Source organism: Streptomyces scabiei 87.22 (assembly GCF_000091305.1).
Classification (GTDB): domain Bacteria; phylum Actinomycetota; class Actinomycetes; order Streptomycetales; family Streptomycetaceae; genus Streptomyces; species Streptomyces scabiei.
In genome coordinates this window covers 447,136-471,837 of sequence record NC_013929.1, presented here as the reverse complement: position 1 = coordinate 471,837, position 24,702 = coordinate 447,136, and the positions used below count along the sequence as shown (strand labels likewise).

General features: G+C 72.6%; 23 protein-coding genes and 1 pseudogene. 10 read left to right on the top strand and 14 right to left on the bottom strand.

What is annotated here, in order from left to right; all coding sequences use genetic code 11:
* Positions 1–129: 129 nt before the first annotated feature.
* Both SCAB_RS01900 and SCAB_RS01895 read right to left on the bottom strand, forming a co-directional pair.
* On the bottom strand, positions 130–588 hold the full coding sequence (locus tag SCAB_RS01900) for a pyridoxamine 5'-phosphate oxidase family protein (protein ID WP_012998354.1): 459 nt from the start codon (positions 586–588) through the stop codon (positions 130–132).
* A 272-nt stretch (positions 589–860) separates the two neighbouring features.
* Positions 861–1,538, bottom strand: a complete 678-nt coding sequence (locus SCAB_RS01895; RefSeq protein ID WP_046773674.1) for a DUF4389 domain-containing protein — start codon at positions 1,536–1,538, stop codon at positions 861–863.
* A gap of 281 nt (positions 1,539–1,819) precedes the next feature.
* Between SCAB_RS01895 and SCAB_RS01890 the strand changes: the two genes are divergently transcribed.
* Positions 1,820–2,557: a flavodoxin family protein gene (locus SCAB_RS01890; RefSeq protein WP_037725057.1), complete on the top strand. Its 738-nt coding sequence runs from the start codon at positions 1,820–1,822 to the stop codon at positions 2,555–2,557.
* Between the two features lie 63 nt (positions 2,558–2,620).
* Here the strand turns inward: SCAB_RS01890 and SCAB_RS01885 are convergent, their stop codons facing one another.
* On the bottom strand, positions 2,621–3,943 hold the full coding sequence (locus tag SCAB_RS01885) for a hypothetical protein (protein WP_012998351.1): 1,323 nt from the start codon (positions 3,941–3,943) through the stop codon (positions 2,621–2,623).
* 116 nt (positions 3,944–4,059) lie between these two features.
* On the opposite strand from SCAB_RS01885, the gene SCAB_RS01880 reads away from it, so the two are divergent.
* Positions 4,060–5,322: a molybdopterin-dependent oxidoreductase gene (locus SCAB_RS01880; RefSeq protein ID WP_012998350.1), complete on the top strand. Its 1,263-nt coding sequence runs from the start codon at positions 4,060–4,062 to the stop codon at positions 5,320–5,322.
* A gap of 349 nt (positions 5,323–5,671) precedes the next feature.
* Here SCAB_RS01880 and SCAB_RS01875 read toward each other — a convergent pair whose 3' ends face one another.
* The 3 genes from SCAB_RS01875 to SCAB_RS01865 are packed head-to-tail and all read right to left on the bottom strand — an operon-like array spanning position 5,672 to position 7,766.
* Positions 5,672–6,442 (bottom strand): class I SAM-dependent methyltransferase, encoded by a 771-nt coding sequence (locus SCAB_RS01875; protein WP_012998349.1) that lies wholly within the window; start codon positions 6,440–6,442, stop codon positions 5,672–5,674.
* Positions 6,439–7,056 (bottom strand): TIGR04282 family arsenosugar biosynthesis glycosyltransferase, encoded by a 618-nt coding sequence (locus SCAB_RS01870; protein ID WP_012998348.1) that lies wholly within the window; start codon positions 7,054–7,056, stop codon positions 6,439–6,441. The genes SCAB_RS01875 and SCAB_RS01870 overlap by 4 nt, the downstream gene beginning before the upstream one ends.
* On the bottom strand, positions 7,053–7,766 hold the full coding sequence (locus SCAB_RS01865; RefSeq protein ID WP_012998347.1) for a glycosyltransferase family 2 protein: 714 nt from the start codon (positions 7,764–7,766) through the stop codon (positions 7,053–7,055). The genes SCAB_RS01870 and SCAB_RS01865 overlap by 4 nt, the downstream gene beginning before the upstream one ends.
* Positions 7,767–7,880: 114 nt before the next feature.
* On the opposite strand from SCAB_RS01865, the gene SCAB_RS01860 reads away from it, so the two are divergent.
* Positions 7,881–8,636 (top strand): response regulator transcription factor, encoded by a 756-nt coding sequence (locus tag SCAB_RS01860; RefSeq protein ID WP_041668833.1) that lies wholly within the window; start codon positions 7,881–7,883, stop codon positions 8,634–8,636.
* 3 nt (positions 8,637–8,639) lie between these two features.
* Positions 8,640–9,752, top strand: a complete 1,113-nt coding sequence (locus SCAB_RS01855) for a sensor histidine kinase (RefSeq protein WP_012998345.1) — start codon at positions 8,640–8,642, stop codon at positions 9,750–9,752.
* Positions 9,753–9,780: 28 nt separating this feature from the next.
* Here SCAB_RS01855 and SCAB_RS01850 read toward each other — a convergent pair whose 3' ends face one another.
* Positions 9,781–10,782 (bottom strand): NAD-dependent epimerase/dehydratase family protein, encoded by a 1,002-nt coding sequence (locus tag SCAB_RS01850; RefSeq protein ID WP_086022924.1) that lies wholly within the window; start codon positions 10,780–10,782, stop codon positions 9,781–9,783.
* A 195-nt stretch (positions 10,783–10,977) separates the two neighbouring features.
* Between SCAB_RS01850 and SCAB_RS01845 the strand changes: the two genes are divergently transcribed.
* The 3 genes from SCAB_RS01845 to SCAB_RS01835 all read left to right on the top strand — a co-directional run bounded on the left by SCAB_RS01845 (position 10,978) and on the right by SCAB_RS01835 (position 13,255).
* Positions 10,978–11,595 (top strand): DM13 domain-containing protein, encoded by a 618-nt coding sequence (locus SCAB_RS01845; RefSeq protein WP_012998343.1) that lies wholly within the window; start codon positions 10,978–10,980, stop codon positions 11,593–11,595.
* 165 nt (positions 11,596–11,760) lie between these two features.
* Positions 11,761–12,630 carry a universal stress protein gene (locus SCAB_RS01840; protein WP_012998342.1) on the top strand — a complete coding sequence of 290 codons (870 nt, stop codon included), beginning with the start codon at positions 11,761–11,763 and terminating at the stop codon, positions 12,628–12,630.
* A gap of 130 nt (positions 12,631–12,760) precedes the next feature.
* Complete coding sequence (locus SCAB_RS01835) at positions 12,761–13,255, top strand: SbtR family transcriptional regulator (RefSeq protein WP_231884883.1); 495 nt, start codon at positions 12,761–12,763, stop codon at positions 13,253–13,255.
* A gap of 9 nt (positions 13,256–13,264) precedes the next feature.
* Here the strand turns inward: SCAB_RS01835 and SCAB_RS01830 are convergent, their stop codons facing one another.
* The 3 genes and pseudogenes from SCAB_RS01830 to SCAB_RS01825 all read right to left on the bottom strand — a co-directional run bounded on the left by SCAB_RS01830 (position 13,265) and on the right by SCAB_RS01825 (position 15,789).
* On the bottom strand, positions 13,265–14,860 hold the full coding sequence (locus SCAB_RS01830; RefSeq protein WP_041670305.1) for a TIGR03086 family metal-binding protein: 1,596 nt from the start codon (positions 14,858–14,860) through the stop codon (positions 13,265–13,267).
* A 71-nt stretch (positions 14,861–14,931) separates the two neighbouring features.
* A pseudogene (locus SCAB_RS46170) lies at positions 14,932–15,096 on the bottom strand (cytochrome P450); the annotation flags it as partial.
* A 123-nt stretch (positions 15,097–15,219) separates the two neighbouring features.
* Positions 15,220–15,789, bottom strand: coding sequence for a dienelactone hydrolase family protein (locus SCAB_RS01825; protein ID WP_012998339.1), 570 nt, complete (start codon positions 15,787–15,789; stop codon positions 15,220–15,222).
* A 52-nt stretch (positions 15,790–15,841) separates the two neighbouring features.
* Between SCAB_RS01825 and SCAB_RS01820 the strand changes: the two genes are divergently transcribed.
* The gene (locus SCAB_RS01820) at positions 15,842–16,468 is read left to right on the top strand and encodes an ArsR/SmtB family transcription factor (protein ID WP_012998338.1); all 627 of its coding nucleotides are present in this window, start codon (positions 15,842–15,844) and stop codon (positions 16,466–16,468) included.
* A 66-nt stretch (positions 16,469–16,534) separates the two neighbouring features.
* Here the strand turns inward: SCAB_RS01820 and SCAB_RS01815 are convergent, their stop codons facing one another.
* Positions 16,535–17,761, bottom strand: a complete 1,227-nt coding sequence (locus SCAB_RS01815; protein WP_012998337.1) for an NAD(P)/FAD-dependent oxidoreductase — start codon at positions 17,759–17,761, stop codon at positions 16,535–16,537.
* Positions 17,762–17,917: 156 nt separating this feature from the next.
* Positions 17,918–18,862 (bottom strand): RNA polymerase sigma factor SigJ, encoded by a 945-nt coding sequence (gene sigJ / locus SCAB_RS01810; RefSeq protein ID WP_012998336.1) that lies wholly within the window; start codon positions 18,860–18,862, stop codon positions 17,918–17,920.
* A gap of 169 nt (positions 18,863–19,031) precedes the next feature.
* Between sigJ and SCAB_RS01805 the strand changes: the two genes are divergently transcribed.
* Both SCAB_RS01805 and SCAB_RS01800 read left to right on the top strand, forming a co-directional pair.
* Positions 19,032–20,144 (top strand): ArsR/SmtB family transcription factor, encoded by a 1,113-nt coding sequence (locus SCAB_RS01805; RefSeq protein ID WP_012998335.1) that lies wholly within the window; start codon positions 19,032–19,034, stop codon positions 20,142–20,144.
* Positions 20,145–20,196: 52 nt separating this feature from the next.
* Entirely contained in the window at positions 20,197–21,444 is a 1,248-nt protein-coding gene (locus SCAB_RS01800; RefSeq protein ID WP_012998334.1) for an MFS transporter, read from the top strand.
* 12 nt (positions 21,445–21,456) lie between these two features.
* Here the strand turns inward: SCAB_RS01800 and SCAB_RS01795 are convergent, their stop codons facing one another.
* Positions 21,457–23,103: a glycoside hydrolase family 27 protein gene (locus SCAB_RS01795; protein WP_012998333.1), complete on the bottom strand. Its 1,647-nt coding sequence runs from the start codon at positions 23,101–23,103 to the stop codon at positions 21,457–21,459.
* Between the two features lie 86 nt (positions 23,104–23,189).
* Positions 23,190–24,602: a non-reducing end alpha-L-arabinofuranosidase family hydrolase gene (locus SCAB_RS01790; protein WP_037725048.1), complete on the bottom strand. Its 1,413-nt coding sequence runs from the start codon at positions 24,600–24,602 to the stop codon at positions 23,190–23,192.
* Positions 24,603–24,702 lie beyond the last annotated feature (100 nt).

The following is a 24,702-nucleotide window of genomic DNA, read 5'->3' as shown; positions in this document are numbered from 1 at the left end:
ACCCGCCTTCCCTGACGATCGGGTCATCCCACTGCATCCAGGCGGGGCGGGCCGCTGTTTGTCGGCAACTGTCCTTCTATCGAGTGATTTTGAGAGATTCACACCATGCATGTCCGGTACGGGCCGTCGTCAGCCGCCTCGGTCGACGGTCATGAGACGGATGCCGGTGACCAGGTCCGGACGGATACGGACGGCGTGGTCCATGGTGCCGCTCACCCAGGGGCGCAGCATCGCCCGATAGCGGGCCAGTTCCTCGGGGTCGGTGACCGGGCGGGCGTAGCCGGTGACGACGACGCTCCAGCCGAGGTGGGTGTCGGGGTCGATGACGTCGGCCTCGTAGGCCACCACGACGCCCCGGTCGTCCGCCTCCTGCGCGCGGGCGGTCAGCGCCGCCCCCTCCAGGGTCCGGATCACGATCTCGCCCCGGTCCAGTACGTGGTTGACGGGGCGGACGGTCGGCAGCGCGTGCCGGGTGAAGACGATCCGCCCGAACGACACGGTGCCGAGCAGCCGCAGTGCCTCGTCGCTGTCGAGGTCGACCGACCGCCGGGCCACGGCGGCTCCTTGGTGGTTGCTGATCGGCATCATGGTCTTCCGCGCGGGTGAGGAGGGCTGTCGGACTGGGGCATGGACGTCCTCCATGGAACGGCGGCCGGGCGGGCCCGCGGTAGGGCCGATCGGCCCCGGTCCTCCGGGAGAACGGCCCTGCGGACGGCCACGCGGGCGGAGAGTCCGCCTCCGACCCGCTCTTCACCTCCGGCGGCCACCCCTCCGTGGTCGGGTCGGCCCCGCCCGGGGACCTGCGGACCCAAGGACGGGTCCGGGCCGGGCGGCCGCACATCACCGTGCCCGAGTCCGGTTCACGGGCGTGACGCGGGTTCGCCGCCGCCCTGGTCGAGCCGGAACGGCGGGTAGACGTCGGTGAGGAGGGCCGCGTACGCGGCCACCCGCAGCACCCACCGGTCGAGGCCGATCACGAGGTCGAAGATGCCGCGCGGGTAGACGCCGGTGAAGAGCAGAGCGACGCCGGCGAAGAACGTCAGGAGCGCGATGAGCCCTCCCGAGCTCCAGGTGACGTGGATACCGCCCCCGATGATGCCCAGGACCAGGTACTGGGGGATGGCCAGGAGCCACCACTTCACCAGCACCAGACCGCGGGACAGCTGCTCGGGATACGCCACGTCCAGATGGGCCGGGTAGTCCGGCACCTCGGCGAGGGTGAAGGGCGGGTAGCGGTCGGTGCCCAGGGCGCCGTACGTGTAGAAGGCCACCCGCCAGCTCCAGCGCAGCACCCCGGTGGTGAAGTCGAACAGGGTGCGCGGATAGCGGCCGGTGAACAGGATCGCGAAGAACGCCACCACGCCCACCACCGTGAACGCCACCCACAGGAAGACCAGGACGACGTAGTGGGGGATCGCGAGCAGCCACTTCACCAGCCACAGCCAGCGCGACAGCTGTGGATCACAGATGGCGGTCACCCGGACCGGTTGTACCGGCCGTGCCGGGTTCATGTCCGGGGGGACTGTCTGTGCTGCCATGGTTCCAGCTCCCTTCCCGAGGTCGTCGGCCCCGGCAGCCCGGGACCGGGCGTGCGCCGGGCCGGCGGGCCCCGCACGGAGGCGGGACGGCCCTGCCCGCGGGACCTCCCTCCCTCCAGTACACGCCTGTCACCGCCGGCTCCGCCTGCCGGGGGACGGGACCGCGAACATCGGCCGGTGCGTCGCAGCGGGACAGTGCCCGTACTCCGCGAGAAGCTGCTGTGCGGGCGCGCGGAGTGCCGCCCGCCCACCCCTGTCCGCTCTCTCCCTGGGAAGTCGCCATGGCCGAACCGTCCGCTCCGTCCACCGGGAACAGCTACCGCTTCGACGACCTGCGCGCCCTGTTCATCAACTGCACGCTCAAGCCCTCACCCCAGGTCAGCCACACCGAGGGACTCGTGGCCAGGAGCAGGGCGATCATGGAGGCGCAGGGGGTGGCCACGGACTTCGTCCGGGCGGTCGACGAGGACATCGCGCCGGGTGTGTACCCGGACATGACCGAGCACGGGTTCGCCACCGACGCCTGGCCCGCGCTGTACGAGCGGGTGATGGCCGCGGACATCCTGGTGCTGGCCGGCCCCATCTGGCTGGGTGACAACAGCTCCGTCACCAAGCAGGTCATCGAGCGCCTGTACAGCTGCTCCAGCCTGCTCAACCCCCAGGGCCAGTACGCCTACTACGGGCGGGCCGGCGGGTGCCTGATCACCGGCAACGAGGACGGGGTCAAGCACTGTGCCATGAACGTCCTCTACAGCCTGCAGCACCTCGGGTACGCGATCCCACCGCAGGCCGACGCGGGCTGGATCGGAGCGGCGGGGCCGGGCCCCTCGTACCTCGATCCGGGGTCGGGCGGTCCGGAGAACGACTTCACCAACCGCAACACCGCCTTCATGACCTGGAACCTCATGCACCTGGCGGCCATGCTCAAGCGCGCCGGAGGCTTCCCCGCCCACGGCAACCAGCGTACGGAGTGGGACGCCGGCTGCCGACCGGGCGCGGACAACCCCGAGCACCGCTGAACCGCACCGAGGCCCGGTCGTCGAAGGCCGGCCGGGAGCCCGGGACGGACCGACGCCGCCCCCTCACCAGCCCGTCAGCAGCAGATGGTTGAGGAGCAGACCCAGCGCCGCCTGGGAGACCAGCCAGACACGGGGGCGGTCGAGGAAGGCGCCGGACGCGAGCAGCCACAGCGCGAACGGCAGCCAGATCCGTTCCGTCTCCGCCTTGCTCATGCCCGACAGGTCGGCGACGAGCAGCATGAGCAGGGCTGCGGCCAGGAGCAGGCCCGTACGGCGCTCGGGGACGGGCGAGGCGTGCCACCGGCCGAGGAGGGCGCCCGTGCGGCGCAGTCCCGCGACCGTGGCCGGGCCCACGACGAGGACCGTGCAGGCGAGGTTGGCCCACACGAAGTAGACGTACGGACGGAAGCCGCCGGCGCCCTGGTGGTAGCGCTCGACCAGCAGGCGGTACGCCTCCCACCAGTCGAAGCCCGCCAGGGTGAACGCGAGCGGGACGACGGCGAGTCCGGCGAGCGCGAAGGGGAGGACCGCCGCCCTCCGGGAGCCGAGGAGCAGGACGGCGGCCGCTATCACGGCGAACAGGGTGAGGCCGTACGACAGGTAGAGGACGAGGCCGAAGAGGAGTCCGGAGAGGAAGGCGGTGGGCCGCGGCCGGTGTCCCGTCACCGCGAGGGCGAGGAACGCCACGGCCCAGGCGGCGACCGCCGCGAAGTACCCGTCCGCCGAGGTGCCCATCCACACCGCTGCCGGGGCCAGGACCAGGAACGGGGCGGCCCGGCGGGCCAGCGCCTCGCTCGCCAGCGTCCGGACGGTGAGGAGGACCGCGACCGTGCCGGTCGCCCCGACGGTGATGACGAAGGCACCCGCCCAGCCTCCGCCGGCCAGGCCGATCCGGTCGAGGAGGACGAAGGTGAGCGTGGCTCCCGGAGGATGGCCGGCGACATGCGGGGGCCAGTGGTCGGCGGTGCCGAGCAGGATGTGGTCGGTGAAGCTCCGCAGGGTCGCGGGGATGTCGTCGAACCGGTCGATGACCTGCAGATACTCGTACCGGGTCGTCAGCCTGCGGGCGATGCCCCGGTGCCACCCGTCGACGAGGGCGAGGGAGAACGTCCATGCCAGGGCGGCGGCCCACACGCTCCACAGGAGCGGGCGCCAGGGCAGCCGGGCGGCCAGCGGGGGGCCGTACGCGACGACGGCGACGGCCACGGCGATCGCGGCGGGGGTGCCGGGGCCGGTGTGCGGCAGCCAGACGGCGTACAGGGGCGGCCAGCCGACGTGCAGGACGTCCTCGGCGCGTTTGACGGCGATGCCGACCGTCGCGGCCGTCACGACGAGCAGAGCGGCGGCGGCGACGGCGTACAGGTCGCGGCGGAGATCGCGGTTCACGCTGGGAGACGTTAGGCCGCAAGGGCGCCGGGGTCCGCCCGACAGGCGCGGACGTCAGCGTTTCGTCATGAGTCGCGCACCCTCTCACCGGGTGCCGCGGGCCTAGCGTCGGGGGCATGCAACGGTCCCCTTCCTCGCCCGCCTTCTGGCGCAGCCCGCTGCGCGGCCCCTGGTTCACCTCGCTCCTCGGCCTGGTCCTGCTCGCCGGGATCACCGTGCTGTTCGTGACCGGGCTGCTGTCGTACGCCGCCTACAACCCGGATCTGTCCCCGGTGAACGACAAGACCCCGGACAAGGGGCTCCTCGGCTTCTATCTGTTCCCCTGGCCGACGAACCCGCACTGGCTGTACCGGCTGACGCAGGGCGTGCACGTCACGCTCGGGATCGCGCTGGTCCCGGTCCTGCTGGCGAAGCTCTGGTCGGTGGTGCCGCGGCTGTTCCAGCTGCCTCCGGCGCGGTCGGTGGCCCATGCCCTGGAGCGGATCTCGTTGCTCCTGCTGGTCGGCGGTGTGCTGTTCGAGTTCGTCACCGGAGTGCTGAACGTGCAGCTCGACTACGTCTTCCCCGGCTCCTTCTACCCGCTGCACTTCTACGGGGCGTGGGTGTTCGTCGCGGCGTTCGTGGTGCATGTGGTGCTGCGCGGGCCGGCCGCCGTACGCAATCTGCGCCGGATGCGGGCGGGCGAGGCGGCGGGGGTACCGCCCGTGGAGTCGCCGGAGGAGCCCTCGCTGGTCTCCCCGGACCCGGCCGAGCCCACGGTGTCGCGGCGTGGGGCCGTGTGGCTGGTCGGGGGCGGCTCGCTGCTGCTGCTCGGGACGACCGTGGGGCAGACCGTGGACGGCCCGCTGCGGCGCACGGCCCTCCTCGCCCCGCACGGCGGCCCCGAACCGGGCGGCGGGCCCAACGGCTTCCAGATCAACAAGACGGCCGCGTCCAGGGGGATCAGCCCGGCCGAGACGAGCGAGGAGGCGTGGCGGCTGGTCGTCACGGGACCTTCGGGAACCGTGCGGCTGAGCCGCGCCGAGCTGCTGGAACTGCCCCAGCACAGTGCGGCGCTGCCGATCGCCTGCGTGGAGGGCTGGTCCACCTCCGACCAGTGGTGGCGGGGCGTGCGCCTGGCCGACCTCGCCGCGCTCGTCGGACACCCGGTGGGCGCGGCCCCCGACGTCCTGGTGGAGTCCCTCCAGCGGCACGGCGCCTTCCGCCGGGCCGCCCTGCGGGCCAACCAGGTCCGCGACCCGCGCTCCCTGCTGGCCCTGGACGTCAACGGCGAGCGGTTGTCCCCCGACCACGGCCATCCGGCGCGGATCATCGTGCCGGCCGCGCCCGGTGTGCTCAACACCAAGTGGGTGGCCCGTATGACGTTCGGAGACCTGTGATGGGAAAGTACCGTCCGCCGCTGGGCAGTCCCTTCCCCCTGCTGCTCCTGGCCTGCTCGTTCGCGCTCGCCGGGTATGCGGGGGTGCGGCTGCTCCAGGACGACTGGCTCGCCGTCGCGGTGTGGTTCGTGGGCGCCGCGGTGGTCCACGATCTGCTTCTGCTGCCGTTGTACGCGGCGGCGGACCGGGCGCTCGTCCGCGCGATGTCCGCCGCCGCTCACCGGGTGGGGGTGCCGCCCCTGCCCTCGGCAGGCCAGGGCAGGGCCGCGTACGTCCGTGTGCCCGCGGCCCTGTCCGGACTCCTGCTGCTGGTGTGGTTCCCCCTGATCAGCGGGCGGGTGGCGGACCGCTACGAGTCCGCCACCGGGATGCCGGCGAGTGGCTTCCTCGGCCGCTGGCTGCTGATCACGGCCCTGCTCTTCGCCGGCTCGGCTCTGCTGCTGGCGCTGCGGGTGCGCAGGGCGACGAAGGAGCGTCCGCCCGCGGTCCACTGATCGGCGGCGCGCCAGCCCTGCGGGCGGGCGTGCCGCAGCAGTGCGGGTGTGCCGAGGCGGGCCCAGGGGAACGCGGCCTCGCCCTCCGCCTCGGTACCGACACCGCTCACGAGACGGACCTCGGCCCGCTCGTCCACGTCCATCGGCACCGTCTCGACGATCAACAGCCCTTCTGTGCGCAGTAGTTGAGCCATCCGGCGCAGCAGGGCGGAGGGGTCGCCGCCGATACCGAGGTTGCCGTCGAGGAGCAGGACGGTGTCCCAGCGCCCCTCACCCGGCAGCGGGTCGAACACCGAGCGGGTGAGGGCCTGGCCACCGAGCCGCTGGGTGCGGGCGACGGCGGCCGGGCTGATGTCGACACCGAGCACGGGCCGCCCGCGGGCGGCGAGTTCGGCGACCAGCCTGCCCGGCCCGCACCCCACGTCGAGGACGGCGCCCTCGCACCGCTCCAGGACCTGGAGGTCCACCGTGTCGGCGCGGGCGCACCACCGCTCCACCTCCAGTGGCAGCAGCCAGCCGTCGCCCCGGCGCAGGAAGAGCGGGCCCCGTCCGGAGCGCAGGGCGTCGGCGTAGGGGTCCGAGGACCAGTCCGGCCGCGCCACGGTGTCCTGCCCCGGCCCGCTCATCGGCTGCTGACCGCGCGCAGCCGGGACAGCTCCGCCGCGAACCGGCTGTGCGGCGCGACCGCGGCGACGGCTTCGGCGTCGGCGGCCGTGTCGACGTCTCTCAGGACCGGCAGATCCCGGACCCGCAGGCCGGCGGAGACCAGCCGGGCGCGCTGGACCGCACCCGTGACGGGGGTCGACATGGGCACCCCGCGCAGGAGCGCGGGGTCCGGCCGGGTGAGCCCGAGAGCCCAGAATCCGCCGTCCTCGGCCGCACCGAAGTACGCGTCGCACCCGCCCGGTTCCACGGCCAGCAGCTCCGGCGTCACCTGCGGGGTGTCCATGCCGATGAGGAGGGCCGGGCCGTCGCAGAGCGCGAAGGCCGCGGCGAGCCGCTCGTCGAGCCCGCCGTCCCCCTGCGGTACGACGTCGAAGCCGGGCGGCAGCCAGGGGCCCGGCTTCCCGGCCAGCACCAGGACGCGGCGGTCCGCGGGGGCCGCCGCCACCGCGGACAGGGTGTCCACGAGGGCGGCCTCGGCCAGCGCCGCCGCCTCCCGCGGGCTGAACGGCGGGGTGAGCCGGGTCTTCACCCGGCCCGGCCTCGGCTCCTTGGCGATGACGAGAAGGGTGGTCATCGGCGGACCCCCGCCCGGGCCGGCTCGGGCGCCTCGCCGAGGACACGGCTCATGTCCCGTACCGCCTGCCAGGTGCCACGCCAGGTCCCGGTCACCTTCGACGTCCCCTTCCGGGGCAGGTACGGCACGTCGTGCTCGGTGACGCGCCAGCCCGCGTCGGCGGCGCGCACCACCATCTGCAGGGGATAGCCGCTGCGCCGGTCGGTCAGCGCGAGGCCGAGCAGCGCTTCCCGGCGCGCGGCCCGCAGCGGGCCCAGGTCGTGCAGACGCAGACCCGTCCGGCGACGCAGCATCCGGGCGAGCGCCAGGTTCCCGGCCCGGGCGTGGGCCGGCCACGCGCCCCACTCCCGAGGACGCCGCCTGCCGAGCACCAGATCGGCGTGCCCGTGGGCGACTTCGGTGACGAAGGGGACGAGGAGCGAGGGATCCAGGGAGGCGTCGCAGTCGCAGAAGCACACGATGTCGGCCGTGGCGGCGACCAGTCCCGCATGGCAGGCGGCGCCGAAGCCGCGGCGCGATTCGTGCACCACGGTCGCGCCCAGCTCACGGGCGATGTCCGCCGAACCGTCGGCCGAGCCGTTGTCCACGACCAGGGCACGCCATCCGGCCGGGATCCTGGACAGCACCCAGGGCAGGGCCTCCGCCTCGTCCAGGCAGGGGAGCACGACGTCGACGCCCGAAGGCGGGGGAGAGGTAGTCACGGCTTTCACCCTACGAGGACGAAGTTCGCATAACGGGCGCAGCGTCCTTACGAAACGCGGACGTCGGGGACCTGGGCACGGTCCGGACGGACCCGACGCCGGGCGAGGTGCGAGGCTGACGGCATGGAAGAGCAACCGAGCAGACCGACGGCCACGCGCGTGCTGGTGGTGGACGACGACCCCACGGTCGCGGAGGTCGTCACCGGCTACCTCGACCGGGCCGGATACACGGTGGACCGCGCGGGCGACGGGCCGGCCGCGCTGGCCCGCGCCGCCGCGCACCGGCCCGACCTGGTCGTGCTGGACCTGATGCTGCCCGGCATGGACGGCCTGGAGGTCTGCCGCCGGCTGAGGGCGCGCGGCCCGGTCCCGGTCATCATGCTCACCGCCCGAGGCGACGAGGACGACCGCATCCTGGGGCTGGAGGTCGGCGCCGACGACTACGTCACCAAGCCGTTCAGCCCGCGCGAACTGGTCCTGCGCGTCGAGTCCGTGCTGCGCCGCGCACGGCCCGCGTCCGACGCCCGCCAGTTGACGGCGGCCGGTCTCCGTCTCGACCCGGCCGCCCGGCACGCCACCCGCGATGGCGCCGAACTCGCGCTGACCCTGCGGGAGTTCGACCTCCTCGCCTTCTTCCTCCGCAACCCGGGCCGTGCCCACAGCCGCGAGGACCTGATGCGCGAGGTCTGGGGCTGGGACTTCGGGGACCTGTCCACGGTCACCGTCCATGTCCGCCGTCTGCGCGGCAAGATCGAGCACGACCCGGCGCAGCCCCGGCTGATCCGGACCGTGTGGGGCGTCGGGTACCGCTTCGAGTCCGCAGACACCACGGCCGACGACGACGCGGAGCACGCCCCGGCCGAAGACAGGAAGGACTGACCCATGAGCGACACCCTGCTCATCGCGCTGTACGCGTTCCTCGGCGCCGTCGCCGCCGGTCTGCTGGGCGCCCTCGCGCTGTGGCCGCTGCGCCGCCGCTCGCTCACCGCGTCGCTCACCGTCGTGGCCGCCGTCGCCGTGACCGCCATGCTCGCCGGCACCCTCGCCGTCGCCTGGGCCATGTTCCTCTCCCCGCACGACCTGAGCGTCGTCACCACGGTCGTCGCGATGGCCGCCGTCGTCTCACTGGCCACCGCGCTGCTGCTCGGCCGCTGGGTCGTCGCCCGCAGCCGGGCCCTCCAGACCGCCGCGCGGTCCTTCGGCGACGGCGGCGACTTCACCGCCCCCGACGGGCCGGTCACAGCCGAACTCGCGGCGCTGGGAGAGGAGTTGGCCGCCACGAGCGCCAAGCTCGCCGCGTCAAGGGAACGCGAACGCGCCCTGGAGTCCTCCCGGCGGGAACTCGTCGCCTGGATCTCCCACGACCTGCGCACCCCCCTGGCCGGACTGCGCGCGATGGCCGAGGCCCTGGAGGACGGGGTCGCCGCCGACCCCTACCGCTACCTCAGGCAGATCCGTACCGAGGTCGAGAACCTCGACGGCATGGTCGGCGACCTCTTCGAACTCTCCCGCATCCACGCGGGGAGCCTGACGCTCACCCTCTCCCGGATGTCGCTGTACGACCTCGTCGGCGACGCCCTGGCCGGGGCCGACCCGCTCGCCCGCGAACACGGGGTGCGGCTCGTCGGGGCACGCGTCGAACCCGTACCGGTCGAGGTCGACGGCCGGGAGATGAGCCGTGTCCTCGCCAACCTGCTGGTCAACGCGATCCGCCGCACCCCGGCCGACGGCACGGTCGCGGTGGCGGCCGAGCGTTCCCCCCACGGCGTGGTGCTCTCCGTCACCGACGGCTGCGGCGGCATCGCCGAGGAGGACCTGCCCCGCGTCTTCGACACCGGCTGGCGCGGCACGCACGCCCGCACACCCCCGGCCGGCGCGGGCCTCGGCCTCGCCATCGTCCGCGGCATCGTGGAGGCCCACCGAGGGCACACCACCGTGCACAACATCCCCGGCGGCTGCCGCTTCGAGGTGGTGCTGCCCGCGCCCGCCTCCTGAACACGGACGGCACCACCGGTCCAGGGGCCTACGAGCCGCGCATCCCCGCCCGTGCGAACTCCCGCACCCCTTCCACGAATCCGACCTCGGGCTTCCACCCCTGCTCGGCCCGCAGCCGTGACGAGTCGGCGGTGATGTGGCGGACGTCCCCGAGCCGGTACTCCCCGGTGACCACCGGCTCGGGTCCGCCGCACGCGGCGGCCAGCGCCCCCGCCATCTCCCCGACGGTGTGCGGCTCGCCGCTCCCGGCGTTGTACGCGGTCAGCGCGCCCGGGGCCGCTCCCGCCTCCAGCGCCGCCACATTGGCCGCCGCCACGTCCCGGACATGGACGAAGTCCCGCCGCTGACGGCCGTCCTCGAACACCCGGGGCGCCTCCCCGCGGGCGAGCGCCGAACGGAAGAAGGAGGCCACCCCGGCGTACGGCGTGTCCCGCGGCATCCGGGGCCCGTACACGTTGTGGTACCGCAGCGAGACCACGGTGCCGTCCGTCGCACGGGCCCAGGCCGCAGCCAGATGCTCCTGGGCGAGCTTCGTCGTCGCGTACACGTTGCGCGGGTCGACCGGCGCGTCCTCCGCCACCAGGGAGGGCGACAACGCGTCCCCGCACCTCGGGCACAGCGGCTCGAACCGCCCGGCCTCCAGGTCGGCGACCTCCCGCGGGCCCGGCCGGACCACCCCGTGCCGCACGCACGCGTACCGCCCCTCCCCGTACACCACCATGGACCCCGCCAGCACGAGCCGTCGCACGCCCGCCTCCGCCATGGCGGTGAGCAGCACGGCCGTCCCCAGGTCGTTGTGGGAGACGTACGCGGGGGCGTCGGCGAACCCGGTGCCGAGGCCGACCATCGCCGCCTGATGACACACCGCGTCCACCCCGTCCAGCGCTCGGAGGACGGCAGCCCCGTCCCGCACGTCCGCGCCGGGGTCCACCGCGCTGTCGAACACGAGGGGCTCGTGACCGTGTTCGGCCAACGCGTCGACGACATGGGACCCGATGAACCCGGCACCGCCGGTGACCAGTACTCGTATACGGGCCACGCTGGAGCCGGCCCCGGGCCGCACCGCAGGGCCACGCCCGGCATGTCACGGTTCCGTAAGACGGCGACCGGTGCGGGTCCCGGACGTAAGGGTTTCGTCATCGGTGGAGCCGGGACGCGGGGACCGCGCTCCCCGTTGAATGGACGACGTCAGGGACGCACGAAACAGAGGCAAGGACGGATCGTCATGGGGCACACGCCGAGGAAGCGACTGATCACCGGTCTGGTGATGGTGACGGTCATGGGCGTGGCCGCCGGACTGTACTGGTTCCAGCCGTGGAAACTCTGGCAGGACCGGACGGTGACCGAATCCCTGCCGGGAACGGTCGTGGAGACCTCCCCGCTCCCTGAAGCGACGCCGGAGGCGGACGCGGGAGTCGCGGACGCGGGAGCCTCGACCGCGGGAGCATCGACCGCGGGAGCATCGCCCTCCCCGTCGGCGCCGAGCGGACCCCTGACCGTGGCGAGCGGCGGGCTGATCAGCCACGAGCACACGACGACGGGCACGGCGAAACTCGTACGACTCGCCGACGGCACCCATGTGGTCCGCCTGGAGCACCTCGACACCAGCAACGGCCCCGACCTGCGGGTGTGGCTGACCGACGCCCCCGTCAAGGAGGGCCGGGCGGGCTGGCACGTCTTCGACGACGGCGCGTACGTCAGTCTCGGCAGGCTCAAGGGCAACAAGGGATCCCAGAACTATCCGCTGCCCGACGACGTCGACCCCTCCGCGTACACCAGCGTCACCATCTGGTGCGACCGCTTCGACGTCTCCTTCGGCGCCGCCGAACTCACCGCCACCTGATCCGGAGCGGCTCCACATGCGAGGCCGCCGGGATTGGGGTAGTTGTCGAGGGAGGGACACAGCACCCGCTCGGCATGTCGGCGAGGTCCGGGCCGGACGGGCGGACGGACTCGTCGCCGTCGGCCACCGGCGTACCCGGCCTCGTCCGAGAAGGAGGCCGCCGCCATGGAACCAGTCGTCACCGTGGGCCTGGACGGTTCACCGGAGAGTCTCGCCGCCGCCCGCTGGGCCGCCGAGGAGGCCGAGAAACGCAGGCTCACCCTGCGTCTGATGCACGCATGGCCGCTGCTGGCACCGGAACCGGCCGGTGCTCGCGCCGAGGTCGACCAGAACTACTGGGCCAAGCGCCTGGTCCACACCGCGCAGGCGGAGTTGAGCACACGCCATCCCGGGCTGTCCGTCGTCGGCAGCCTGGTCGCCGACGACGCGCGGGAGGCGCTGCTGCGGGCCGCCTCCGAGTCCGAGATGCTGGTGCTGGGCTCGCGCGGGCTGGGGTCGACCGAGAGCTATCTCATGGGTGATGTCAGCCTGCCGGTGGTGGCGCGGGCCGTACGGCCCGTGATCCTGGTCCGCTCGGAGCCGGACGGCAATCAGCCCGCCCCCACCGCCGGCGACAAGGTCGTCGTGGCGATGGAGGCCCACGGATCCCGGGACGAGCTGCTCGACTTCGCCTTCCACAGCGCCGCGGCCCGGGACATCCCCCTCCTCGCCGTCCAGGGGCACAGCGTGCCGCTCCACGCGCGGATGCCCTGGGGCGCCGACCACGGCGTCACCGAGGAGCTGACCCGCAAGGCCCGGGAGGAGCTGAGCCGGGCACTGAAGCCCTGGCGCGAGAAGTACCCGCAGGTGGAGGCGGAGGACAGCATCCGCCTCACGAGCCCCGCCAAGGCCGTCGTGCACGCCGCGGAGGGCGCCGCGCTGCTGGTCGTCGGACGGCGCACGCACCAGCACGGTGCCACGCACCATCTGGACCACGTGGCGCACGCGGCCATCCACCACGCACGCTGCCCCGTCGCGGTCGTCGCCCACGACTGAGGGGCTGCCCGGCGAACGAGGACAGCCCCACCGACCGCGACACGTCCCGCTGCTCCTCCGGGCGGGTGCCGGGAGGGGTCAGGCCACCGCGCGGTCGGCGGTGAGCTTGCGAGGGGTCCCGGCGAGAAGGGTGCGCAGCCGCGCCGCGGGCAGCGGAGCCCCCGGGTCGGCGGGCAGCGGCCGGGGCGCCCTGCCGGCGCGGAAGTCTTCGCCGACCTGGGTCACGGACGCCCACGAGCAGGCCACCGCCACCGAGGACCCCTGGCAGGCACTGAGCGGATTCTTCGAACAGATGCTGACCACCCAGGCCCACAACCGCGCCGTCGTCGAGAGCTACGCCGCCAGAGGCGGCCCCACCAGCTCGTGCGCCCAGCGCTGCTATTCCTTCATCGACGAGCTGCGCACCCGGTGCATGGACGCCGGGCTGTTGCGCCCCGATGTCACCACCGATGATCTGGTCCTGCTCAGCGGTTCCCTGAGCCAGGCCGTCCTGACGGCCGGCGAGAGCCACCCGGGCCAGTGGCGGCGCCTGCTGCGCATCTCCCTCGACGGCCTCAGCAGCCGCAACACCGAACCCCTGCCCGAGCCGGCCGTGGGAGAAGAACAGTTCCTGACCGTCCGGTGAACCGGTGACTCAGGCCGGACGACCGCCGCCCGGGACGTCTCGGCCGAGGAACGCGGCCACCCGGTCGAGGGCCGGTGCGTGCTCGGGGACGGGCCGGGCCTGGGCGAAGGATCCGCCGGCGGTACGCGGCAGCGTGCCGTAGATGTCCCGGACGACCGGCAGGGCGGCGCGCGCGATGTGCGGCTCCAGGTCGCGGTCGCGGCCGAGCGCGGTCGCGAGGTCCCAGCCGTGGACGAGCAGTTCGATGAGGAGCTGCTCGACCACACGCCGGCCGGGGGCGGGGCCGAAGGAGCGCTCCAGCAGGCCCGGCTGCCGGAAGGCGTCGCGGGCCCCGGCGGCGGCGGTCCCGAAAGCGGCGACGTGGTCGTCACCGAGGTGGTCCTCGGTGTGGCCGACGGCCGGGGGCGCTCCCTGGGCCAGCCCGCCCCAGATGAGGTGCTCCCACACCAGATGGTCGAGAAGATCCCGTACGGTCCAGTCCTCGCAGGGGGTCGGCAGGCCGAAGTGGCCGGGCGTCGTGGCGTGGACGAGCGTGCCGACGGTGTCCTGGACGCGGGCGAACGCGTCCAGGACACCGCCCGGCCAGGGGTCGGTCCCGTCCTCGTAGAGGGCGTCGAGACGGGCCTCGCGCTCGCCGGGCACCGGGTTCGCGCGCAGGGCGGTGGTCAGCCACCGGCCCTCCTCGGCGATCCCGGCGGGCGCGGGGCGGCCGCCGAGGACGCACAGCAGGTGCCAGAAGCGTTCGACAGTGGGCTCGGCCGCCGCGGTGAGCTGGTCGAGCAGGCGCGCGCGTGCCGTGGCACCGTCCGAGGTCAGGGCGGCGTCCGTGTTCGAGCGGCTGGGCAGCCAGGCGGCGACGACGTCGGCGACGACCGGGTCGGCAGCGGGGGAGTCCGCTGCCGTGCCGGCCCGCATCGCCGTGCTGACGCGCCCGGTCCAGGTGTCGGTGAGGGCACGCATCTCCTCGGCCATGGCGGGGTCCTGAGCCCCCCGCGCATGACGGGCGGAGTACTCCGCGACGCGACGCACGGCGCGGCCCAGCTCACCGTCGGCGACCAGCTCGCCCAGTTCCAGCCAGGCTTCGGCCTGCTCGTCGCTGGGACGGTCGGGCAGGTCGGCGCCGGCCGAGAGCAGTCCCTCGCGGAAGTGAGGAACGTCCAGGTCGCCGAGCGTCTCGGTGAGGAAGCCGTGGACGAGCCTGTGACGTTCGTCGGGGGACATGTGGGCGGTCCTGGTCATACGGGCGAGTCCTTCGGCAGTCGTGCGGCGGGTGACGGTGCGCAGAACGGCCTGACGGGCCCGCAGGCGGCGGATCTGTGTCTCCAGAGCATCGGCGTGGGCGGCCGCCACCTCCGCGAGTCCGTCCCCACGGTCCAGAGCGGCCCGGATCTCACCGAGCCCCAGTCCCAGGTCCCGCAGGGTCCGGGCCAGGTGCAGCCGGGCCACCGCGCTGGTGTCGTAGCGGCGGTAACCGCCGGCGGTCCGGCCGACCGGCGCCACGACGCCCCGGTCCGACCAGTGCCTGATCACCTTCACCGGCAGCCCGACCTGCCGCGCCACGGCACCGATGCTCCATGTGGGCCGCGACCCGTCGTCCGTACGCATGCGCTCCACCTTCGACTCTCCCTTCATGGGAGAGTCAAGCAGGCGTACGTCCCCGTTCCGGTGTCCCGGCCTCACACGCCGTCGGCGGCCGCTTGGGCGGTGCGGACCGGAAGGGCGACCAGTCCGCGGGATCGCATCGAGGGCCGCCGTCGCAGCTCGCTCGGTGCCGCACCGAGGGTCAGACCGGGGAAACGGGCGAAGAGTGAGGCCAGCGCGATCTCGGTCTCCATGCGTGCCGGCCCTGTCCGACGCTTGCTCCGGTGGCGGGGCGGGTCTTGGAGCCGGTCGCGGCCCTGCGCCTTCGGCCTCGGGCCCCGCCACCCCTGACGACCTTCACGCGTCCGGGACCCGCCCACGGCCTACCGCGCGCCGAGGAACTCGATCGCCCGTCGGGTCAGGAGCTTGGCGGCGTCCGGGTCGTAGGACGGCAGCGAGTTGTCCGCGAACAGGTGCTGGTCTCCGGGATACAGGAACATCTCCGCGTCAGCGCACTCGGAGACCAGGGCGCGGGCGGCGTCGATGTCCTCGGTGAAGAACGGATCGGCCTCCATGGCATGCACCTGTACCGGCACATGGGCGGGCCATACCGCACCGAACTCCGACACGGGGATGCAGGCATGGAACAGGAGCGCGCCCCGCGCGCCCGCCCGTGTCTGCGCCAACTTCTGGGCCGGAACCACACCGAGTGAGAAGCCGACGTAGACGGCGTCCTGCGGCAGCAGGCCGGCCGCGCGGACGGCGCGCTCGGTGATCTCCCCGAAGCCGACCTCCTTCACGTAGCCCATGCCCTCCTCGACGGAGCCGAACGTGCGCCCTTCGAAGAGGTCGGGCGTGTGGACCGTGTGGCCGGCCGCGCGGAGTTCGTCGGCGAAAGCAGCGATTCCGGGGGTCAGCCCCTGCGAGTGATGGAACAGTACGACCTCTGTCATGCCCGAACTCCTTTGGGTGGCGAATGATCCGGAACTCTAGAATAATCGAGAGGTGTCGAACAATACCCGCCTCCCCGACTACGACCTTGCCGACGTCACAGAGGTGACGGCCCCGGCCCAGCTCCGCGCGCTGGCCAACCCGCTGCGCAACGCCATCCTCGAACTGCTCCTCGAACGCGCCGCGACCGTGAGCGAACTGGCCGCCGCACTCGGCCGCCCCAAGAGCACGGTCGCGCACCACGTGAGCGCCCTGGCGGATGCCCGGCTGCTGAAGGTCGTGCGGACCCGCCGGGTGCGAGCCATCGAAGAGCGCTACTACGGCCGCACGGCGCGCATCTTCCGCGTCGGCACGATCAGTCCTGCCGACGGGGGCGCCCCGCCGTACTGCAACAACGATCTCGCCACCGCCGCCACCGAGTCGGCCCCCGCACACCAGGCAGACCGACTCTTCTCGATCGTGCGGCACGTACGGATCCCGCGGGAGCAGGCCCGTGAGTTCTGGCTGCGGGTCCTGGACCTGGCCAACGACTACGCACAACTCCCGCGCGGTGGCGATGTGGTGTACGGCTTCGCGGCCGGGCTCTATCCGACCGACCATCCGGCGCTGCCGGAGGCCGAGCCCATGGATCAACCTGCGACGCCCCCGGATCAACCTGCGACGACCCGGGGTTCGACGTGACGACAGCCCTGCGCGGAGGCGGCCCGGACGCCCCGGAGTACCGGGGGCCGGGCCGTCGCGGTGGGGTCAGGCCGCGGCCTTCACCGCCGACTCCGCCTGCCCCTGAGGCGCGTACGCACCCGCCTGGTCCGCCGGCCGTACCGTTCGCCGGCGGCGGACCGGCATGCCCACGGTCGGGTGGGCGACGGCCCAGGCCGCGCCCTTGCAGATGATCTCCTTGTAGAGGGCGGCGAGGCGGCCGGTGAGAGCCTTGGGGAGCGTCCGGTCGTCCGCGGTGACGAACTGGATGAGCCCCTCCTTGCGGCCGAGCGAGATGCACTGCTGGAAGTAACGGATCGAGTTCTCCGGCGGCTTCGCGCCGGTGAGGCGGGCCGCGACGGTGTCGGCGGCCAGCCACGCGCCGGGCACGCCCGAGGCGCACGACATCCGCAGCGGCTTGTCTCCGGGGCCCTGCACGAGGGCCGCGTCGCCGATGGCGTACACCTCGGGGTGCGAGACCGAGCGCAGGTTCGCGTCGACCACGATCTGGCCCGTGCCGGAGACCTCCAGCGTGCTCGCCCCGGCGATCGGGTGGACGGCGAAGCCGGTGGCCCACACGGTGACGGCGGCCGGGAGGGACGCGCCGTCCGTCAGGACATGGTCGGCCTCGACGGCGGTGACGGCGGTGTGCTCGTGCACGGTGATCCCGAGTCCGGCGAAGACCTTCCGCAGATGCGCCCGGCCCTTGTCGGAGAGCCAGTCGCCGAAGCCGCCGCGAGCGACCAGGGCCACGTCCAGGTCCGGGCGGGACTCGGCGATCTCGGTCGCGGCCTCCAGACCGGTGAGTCCGCCTCCGACGATCACCACGGGCTGTCCCGCGTCCAGCCGGGCCAGCCGCTCGCGCAGCCGGAGCGCTCCGGGGCGGCTGGAGATCTCATGGGCGTGCTCGGCGGTACCGGGGACGCCCTGGGGGTTCCAGCCGCTGCCGAGGGCGTAGACGAGGGTGTCGTACTCCAGTTCCTGCGGCCCGGCGCCGTGCGCGTCGGACACGGTGACGGTCCTGCGGTCGGCGTCGACGCCGGCGACCTCGGCGACCCTCACCTCGACGCCCGTGCCCGCGAACATCTCCGCGAAGGGGCGGGACGTGAGCTCCTGGCCGGCCGCGAGCTGGTGCATCCGGACGCGTTCGACGAAGTCGGGCTCGGAGTTGACGAGGGTGATGGCGACGTCGGCCCGGTGCAGCCGCTTGGCGAGGCGCCCGGCGGCGGAGGCTCCGGTGTAGCCGGCTCCGAGGACGATGATGCGGTGCTGCATGGTCTGCTCCTGTCTGCGCGGGTCTGCCGCTTGCGCTGCTCGGTTACGCCCCTTGAACCGGGCAGCCCGCGTTTTCCTGACAGGATCGGGATATGAAGCAGGTCACACTCCCCGGCGGGAGTGTGACCCGGTGTGCAGAACGGTGCCGTATGCGGCTCAGAAGGCGTGGAACAGGGGTTCTCCGTGCTCCCCGGCCGCCCACACCTCGGTCGCGCGTTCCAGCTTGTCGGGGTTGACCTGACTGCGGAAGGCGAGGATGCCGTCCGCGCCGATCTCCAGACAGATGATCCCGACGACCCGGCCGTCCACGACCGCCAGGATCGCGGGCCCGCCGTTGGCCGTCGAGATGTGGATCTCGGGCGAGCCGCCGACCAGGGCCCGCTTGACCGGAGCCGGTTTGAACAGGCCCCGCATGAACGTGGCGACCGCGACGGCGCCCTCGAACGCCCTGGCGCGTGCCGGGACCTTGCCGCCGCCGTCACCGACCGCGATCGCGTCCGCGGTCAGCAGCCTGACCAGCGGCTCGGTCCTCCCGCTGGTGGCCGCCGCGAGGAACTCCTCGACGATCAGCCGGGCCGCCGCCTCGTCGATCTCCGTACGGGCCTTGCCCGCGGCCACGTGCTTCTTCGCGCGGTGGAAGATCTGCTGGCTGGCGGCCTCGCTGATGTCGAGGATCTCGGCGATCTCCCGGTGCGGGTAGTCGAAGGCCTCCTTCAGCACGTACACCGCCCGTTCGTTGGGGCTGAGGCGCTCCAACAGGGTGAGGACCGCGTACGAGACGGACTCGCGCTGTTCGGCCGTGTCGGCGGGGCCCAGCATCGGGTCACCGGCGAGCAGCGGCTCGGGCAGCCACTGGCCCACGTACGTCTCCCGGCGTGCGCGGGCCGAGGTGAGCTGGTTGAGGCACAGGTTGGTGAGCACCTTCGTCAGCCACGCCTCGGGGACCTCGATGCGGTCCGGGTCGGCCGCCTGCCAGCGCAGGAACGTCTCCTGCACGGCGTCCTCCGCCTCGACCGCCGATCCCAGGAGGCGGTACGCGATCGCCTCCAGACGGGGTCGTGTCGCCTCGAACCGGTCCACGTCGTGCGTCGTCAGCGCCATAATGCGGATCTTAGTACCGGGGCGGTCCGGCGTGGTCGCCTCGTTGCCCCGGGAGGAGGTGCGGTCAGCCGTCGTGGGTGCGGACGGCGGGAACCGCCGCCGCTCGACCCGCCGTACGGCGGTCCGGCCGGTGCGAGATCCTCCGTGCGGCAGCGGTGATGATGTCGCCGTGACCATCACCTTCCGGATCCCGGCGTCCGGCGCCGAACTCGTGGGGTTCTCGTACTCGCCGTCGATGGAGGCGGTACTGAGCCTGCACGTGCTCGTGGAACCCAAGCACCATCCCGTCCAGCACGCCTGGGTGCGGGCCATGCGCCGGCTGTCGCCGGCGCTGAAACGCGAGATCGACGTGTTCTCCTTCGCCTTCCGCTCCTACTTCCCGGAGTTCTTCTTCCCCTCGCCCACGGGCGAACTGCTCGGTTTCGAGGACGAGGTGCGACGACTGCGCTCGCTCGACCCGGACCTGGTGCGGCTGGAGTTCGCGGTCGCGCTGGGCGGTGAGCCCTTCGGGGGCGGGTCCGGCAGAAATCCCGCCGCCCTCGACGAACCCGCGGTCCGCCGTCGACTGGACGAGCGGGCGGCGGCCGCGGGCGATCAGGGGCTGGCAGGCCTGCTGCTCGACGATCCCGCAGCGCTGCTGGAGCGGTTTCTGAGGATGCTGGAGCGCTACTGGGAGGAAGCGTTCTCGCACGAGTGGCGGCGTATCGAGCCGGATCTGGCCGAGGGCGTCGCCGAGGCCGGCCGCCGGATCGCGGAGCACGGTCTGTACGCCCTCTTCCGCGGCCTGTGGCCGGAGGTGCGCAGCGACCCCGGGGCCGGACGGGTCTGGCTGGAGCGACCGCACGACCACGACGTCGAGATCACGCCGGACCATCCGCTCGTCCTGGCGCCCAGCGCCTACGCATGGCCGCACGTGCGCGTCAACTGTGACGGACCCTGGCCGCTCGGGCTGGTGTTCCCCGTGTCCTCCATCGTCCGTGAGGCCCGCCCGCGTATCCCCCCGGCGCGGCTGACCGGCATCCTCCGGGCGCTGGCCGACGACACCCGCCTGCGGACCCTGCGGCTGATCAGCGAACAGCCGCGCAGCACCCAGGAGCTCGCCCCGCTCGTCGGGATCACCGAGGCCGGTCTCTCCAAACAGCTGCGGGTGCTGAGCGAGGCGGGTCTGGTGGAGCGCCGCCGCGAGGGCTACTACGTGCTGTACCGGATGATCCCGGAGCAGGTGGCAGCCCTCGCCCCCAGCCTGGAGGCGTTCCTGCACGCGGGCGACCCGACTGATTAGCGTCATTCTCAATCAGTTGATCAGATGCGTCGCTCGTTCCGACAGTGGGGGCATGACACTCCTGAAGGACCGGAACTTCCTGCTCCTGTTCGCCGGTCAGGGCATCTCGCGCTTCGGCGACGGCATGTTCACCGCCACCACCGCGTGGCTCGCCTGGTCGCTCACCCGCGATCCGGCGGCGGTGGCGCTGGTCACCGTGGCCGCGCACGCTCCGGCCTTCCTGACGACCTTCGTCGCCGCTTCCTACGCGGACCGTTACGACCGGCGGCGTCTGATGATCCTCACGGACGTGCTCCGGGCGGCGCTGGTGGCCGTCGCCGTGGGAATCTTCGCGTCCGGATCGATGAACCTGACCGTGCTGGTGACAGCGACGGCGCTGCTGGCCCTGGTCGGTGCCCCGTTCGCCCCGGCCAGGAACGCCATCGTGCCGCAGATCGTGCCGCCCGCCCTTCTGCAGCAGGCCAACGGACTGCTGCAAGTAGCCTTCCGCGCCGCCTTCTTCGTAGGGCCGCTGGTGCTCGCGCCCGTGCTGGCCTTCGCCTCCCTGACCGTCGCCGTGGCACTCAACGGAGTGACCTTTCTGCTCTCGGCGGCCGCCGTCGCCGCCCTCCGGGTCCGCGCTCCCGACCGCCGCGACCGGCCGACCGGGCTCCGCTCCGACCTGGTGGCGGGCCTCAGAGCGGTCCGGTCCGAGCCCGACGTACTGCTCGTGATCCTCACGTTCGTCCTCGCCCTCACTCTCACCAGCGGTTTCCTGACGGTCGGTCTGGTCGCTCTGGTGGGGCAGGGTGGTCAGTACGGTCTGCTGCTGGGCATCGCCGGGCTGGCGGAGGTCGCCGGAGCCCTCCTCCTCGCCCGGATCCCGATCCGCAGGCTCGCCCTGGTCGCCCTCCTCGCCTGGGCCCTGCTGGGTGTCTTCCGGCTTCCGCTGGGCCTGGCCACCTCTCCCGTCGTGGCGGCCGCTCTGCTCGCGCTGACCGGGCTCGCCTCGGCACTGACCGACATCCCGCTGATCGCGCTGGTGCAGCAGCGCATCCCGGACGGCCACCTCGCCAAGGCCCTCGGTCTGTGGGAGGCCGGTATCGCCGGCGCCCTCGCCGTCTCCCCCTTCATCGCGTCGACGGTCATCTCCCTGGTCGGAGTGCGGGCTGCCTTCGTGCTGTCGGGTGCCGCGCTGGTGACACTCGCCCTGGTGGCCTCCGTGATCCTCGCCGCGACCACCGGGAAACTCCCCCGACCGGCCCGGAGGGGGTACTCCCGGGCCGGAGGGGACGTCAAGGCGGCGGAGCCTCTCCGGTGAGGCAGGGGTGGGTCACCGGAGCGTGGTCCACCTCTGGTTGTTCTGTCCGTTGCAGGTCCACAGGACGGCCGGGGTCCCGTTGGCGGTCGCCCCCTGCTGGGCGTCCAGGCACAGACCGGCGTGGACGTTGCGGATCGACCCGTCGGCCTGGGGGGTCCACTTCTGGTTGTTCTGGCCGTTGCACTGCCAGACGATGACCCGGGTGTTGTTGGCGGTCCCCTGGTTGTACGCGTCCAGGCACTTGTCGCCGTAGACGCGGATCTCGCCGCCCGCCCAGGTCGTCCACTGCTGGTCGGCGCTGGTCCGGCAGTCCCAGATCACCGCCGCCGACCCGGCCGCGGTGGAGGACCGGTCCACGGCCAGGCAGCGGCCCGATCCGGTACCCCGCAGGCGGGCGGTGGTGGAGGTCACCGGGCTGCCGCCGGTCATCTTGAACACGGCGACACCGTGCGCCGGTACGCTCGCGGAGATCTGGCCGGAGGTGCTCGACGTGCCGCCGGTCCACAGGTCGGTGAGGGTGAACGGTCCTCCGGTGAGGCCGACCTGCGCGGCGGTGGCGGTGACGGTGGTTGCGCTCCCTCCCCGGTTGAGCAGTCCCACGGCGACCGAACCGTCGGACAGGGGCTTGGCGAAGACCTCGGTGTCACCGTCGTCGCGCACCCTGCGTCCGCCCGCGCCGAGGGAGTCCTGGTTCACCGCGAGCAGACGGGGGTTGCGCAGGACCGCGCTCACGTCGGCGGACATGGTACGGATGTCGTTGCCGGCCATCAGCGGGGCCGAGAGCAGCGACCACAGGGCGAAGTGGGAGCGGGACTCGGTCAGGGACAGCCCGGGACGGCCGACGACCAGCATGTCGGGGTCGTTCCAGTGGCCCGGACCCGACTGGGCGGCCAACGGCGCGGTGATGTCCAGGACGTTGCCCACGCCCATCGGATAACTGTTGGTGTTCCCGTTCTGCCAGATGTCGAGCAGGTCCTCGGTCGTCCGCCACAGGTCGGCGACCTGGCCCCAGTCGTAGGTGTGGCCGGTCGGGGCGTGGAAGCTGTTGGGATTGATGCTGTAGACGATCGGCCGCCCGGTGGCGCGCAGGGCGTCGCGCATGACGGTGAACTGCGCGATCTGCTGATCGAGGGTGCCGCTGCCGGAGCACCAGTCGTACTTGAGGTAGTCGACGCCCCAGGAGGCGAAGATCGCGGCGTCCTGGGCCTCGTGGCCCTTGCTGCCGGTGGAGCCGGGGTAGGTGCCCACGCCCTGGGCGCACGTCTTCTCGTTGGGCGCCTGGTAGATGCCGAACTTCAGGCCCTTGCCGTGGATGTAGTCCCCGAGCGCCTTCATGCCGCTGGGGAACTTGGTCGGGTTGGCCCGGAGGTTGCCGGCCGCGTCGCGCTGCGGATCGAACCAGCAGTCGTCGACCACCACGTACCGGTAGCCGGCTTCCCGCATCCCCGAGGACACCATCGCGTCGGTGGCCTGGCGGACCTGGGCCTCGGTGATCCCGCACCCGAAGCTGTTCCAGCTGTTCCAGCCCAGCGGCGGGGTGAGGGCGGGGCTGCCCGGCGCGGCCTCGGCGCTCGTGCCGGCGGAGGCGGTGACGCAGGCGGCGAATGTCAGTGCGGTGGCCGTGAGGAGACGCAGCAGTCGTTTGTGCAGGGGAACCATGGATGGTCCTTCCTGGCCCGCACGGCGGAAGCCGTCCGTGCGGGCCTCGGGGGCACGGTCACGAGCTGGTGATCATGTGGATACGGTCAGCGCTGCAGGGTGAGCAGCCCCGGCCGGTACGGCAGTTGCGCGTAGGGGGTGTTCGACGGCGTGCCGGGGGACAGGCCCTGGTAGAGGAGCCGCAGGTTGCAGGGGTCGACGGTCATGGTCTGGTCGGGGTTGTCGCGGACCAGGTCACCGTGGCTGATGTCGTTGGTCCAGGTGGCCCCGCTGTTGGCCTTTCCGGCGAAGGGGTTGCTCTCGGTGGCGGCCTGCGGGGTCCACGTGCCGTTCAGGCTGGAGGCCGTGAACGAGCGGAAGAACCGCTGCTCGTTCGCGCCCCGAGCCTCGACGATCATGAGGTACTGGTTCTGGCCCTGCACCTTGTAGACCTGCGGCGCCTCGAACAGGTTCTTCACGGTGTCGCTCATGATCGTCGTGTACGACGAGCCGAAGCTCGCCGGGAAGTTCCCGATCGGCATGGCCGACCTGTAGATCTGGCCGTTGTCACCGGCGAAGAACATGTACATGTTCTGGCCGTCGGCGATCAGGGTCGGGTCGATCGCGGTGCCGTTGGGGACGCTGCCCGTGAACAGCGGCTGCGCCGCGGACCAGCCGTTGGGGTTGGTGGGGTCGCTCGACGTGCGGTAGACGAAGGGCCATTGGGTCCCCCACCCGTTCGAGGTCAGCACCCAGATGTTCTTGGGCGCGAAGTAGAACAGCGTGGGAGCCACCGCGCCCTGGTTCATCTGGGTCTGGGGGGCCGAGGCCATGTCGGACCAGTTCGTGAACGGGCTGAACATCATCGAGTGCCAACCCGACCCGGAGGAGTTCGTCGCGTAGACCAGGTGCTTGCCGTTGTACGTCACGGTGGTGAAGTCCTTGAGCGAGTACCACCCGTTCGACGGCTGTGCCAGCGGCCCTGTCGAGCTCCACCGGTACGTCGACGGGAGCGTGCACGCGCTGCCCGACCCGGACAGACCGGTCCACTTCTGGCCGGCGGACCCGTTGCAGGTCGCGAGCTGCACCGCGGTGCCGTTGGCCGTGGCGCCGCCGGCCATGTCCAGGCACAGCCCGGACTCCACGCCGACGACCGCGCCGTCGGCGTTCACCCGCCACTCCTGGTTCGTGCCGCCGTTGCAGGCCCGGATCACCGGTCGCGTCCCGGGTGTGGTGGCGTGCCCCGGAACGTCCAGGCACTTGGTGCCGTACACGGTCAGCCGGTTGTCGTCCGTCAGCGTCCACTGCTGGTTGGTCCCGCTCCAGCAGTCCCAGATCTGCACGTTCGTGCCGTCGGCCTGGTTGGCACCCGATACATCGAGACACCGGCCGGAACCGGTGCCCCGAAGGGCGCCGGTGGTGGCCGCCTGGGCAGGAGTGGCGACGAGGGTCGCCGCCGAGGCGACCAGGGCCGCGAGCAGCACGGAAAGATGTCTGAGGCGGGAGGTACGGCGGAGCACGGGGACCTCATCTCTTCGGGGGAGCGGTGTTCCGATCGGTCCGGCACGGAACGGCCCGGACCGAGGGCTGCGGGCGGACGCCGATGTTCGGCTCGTCGAA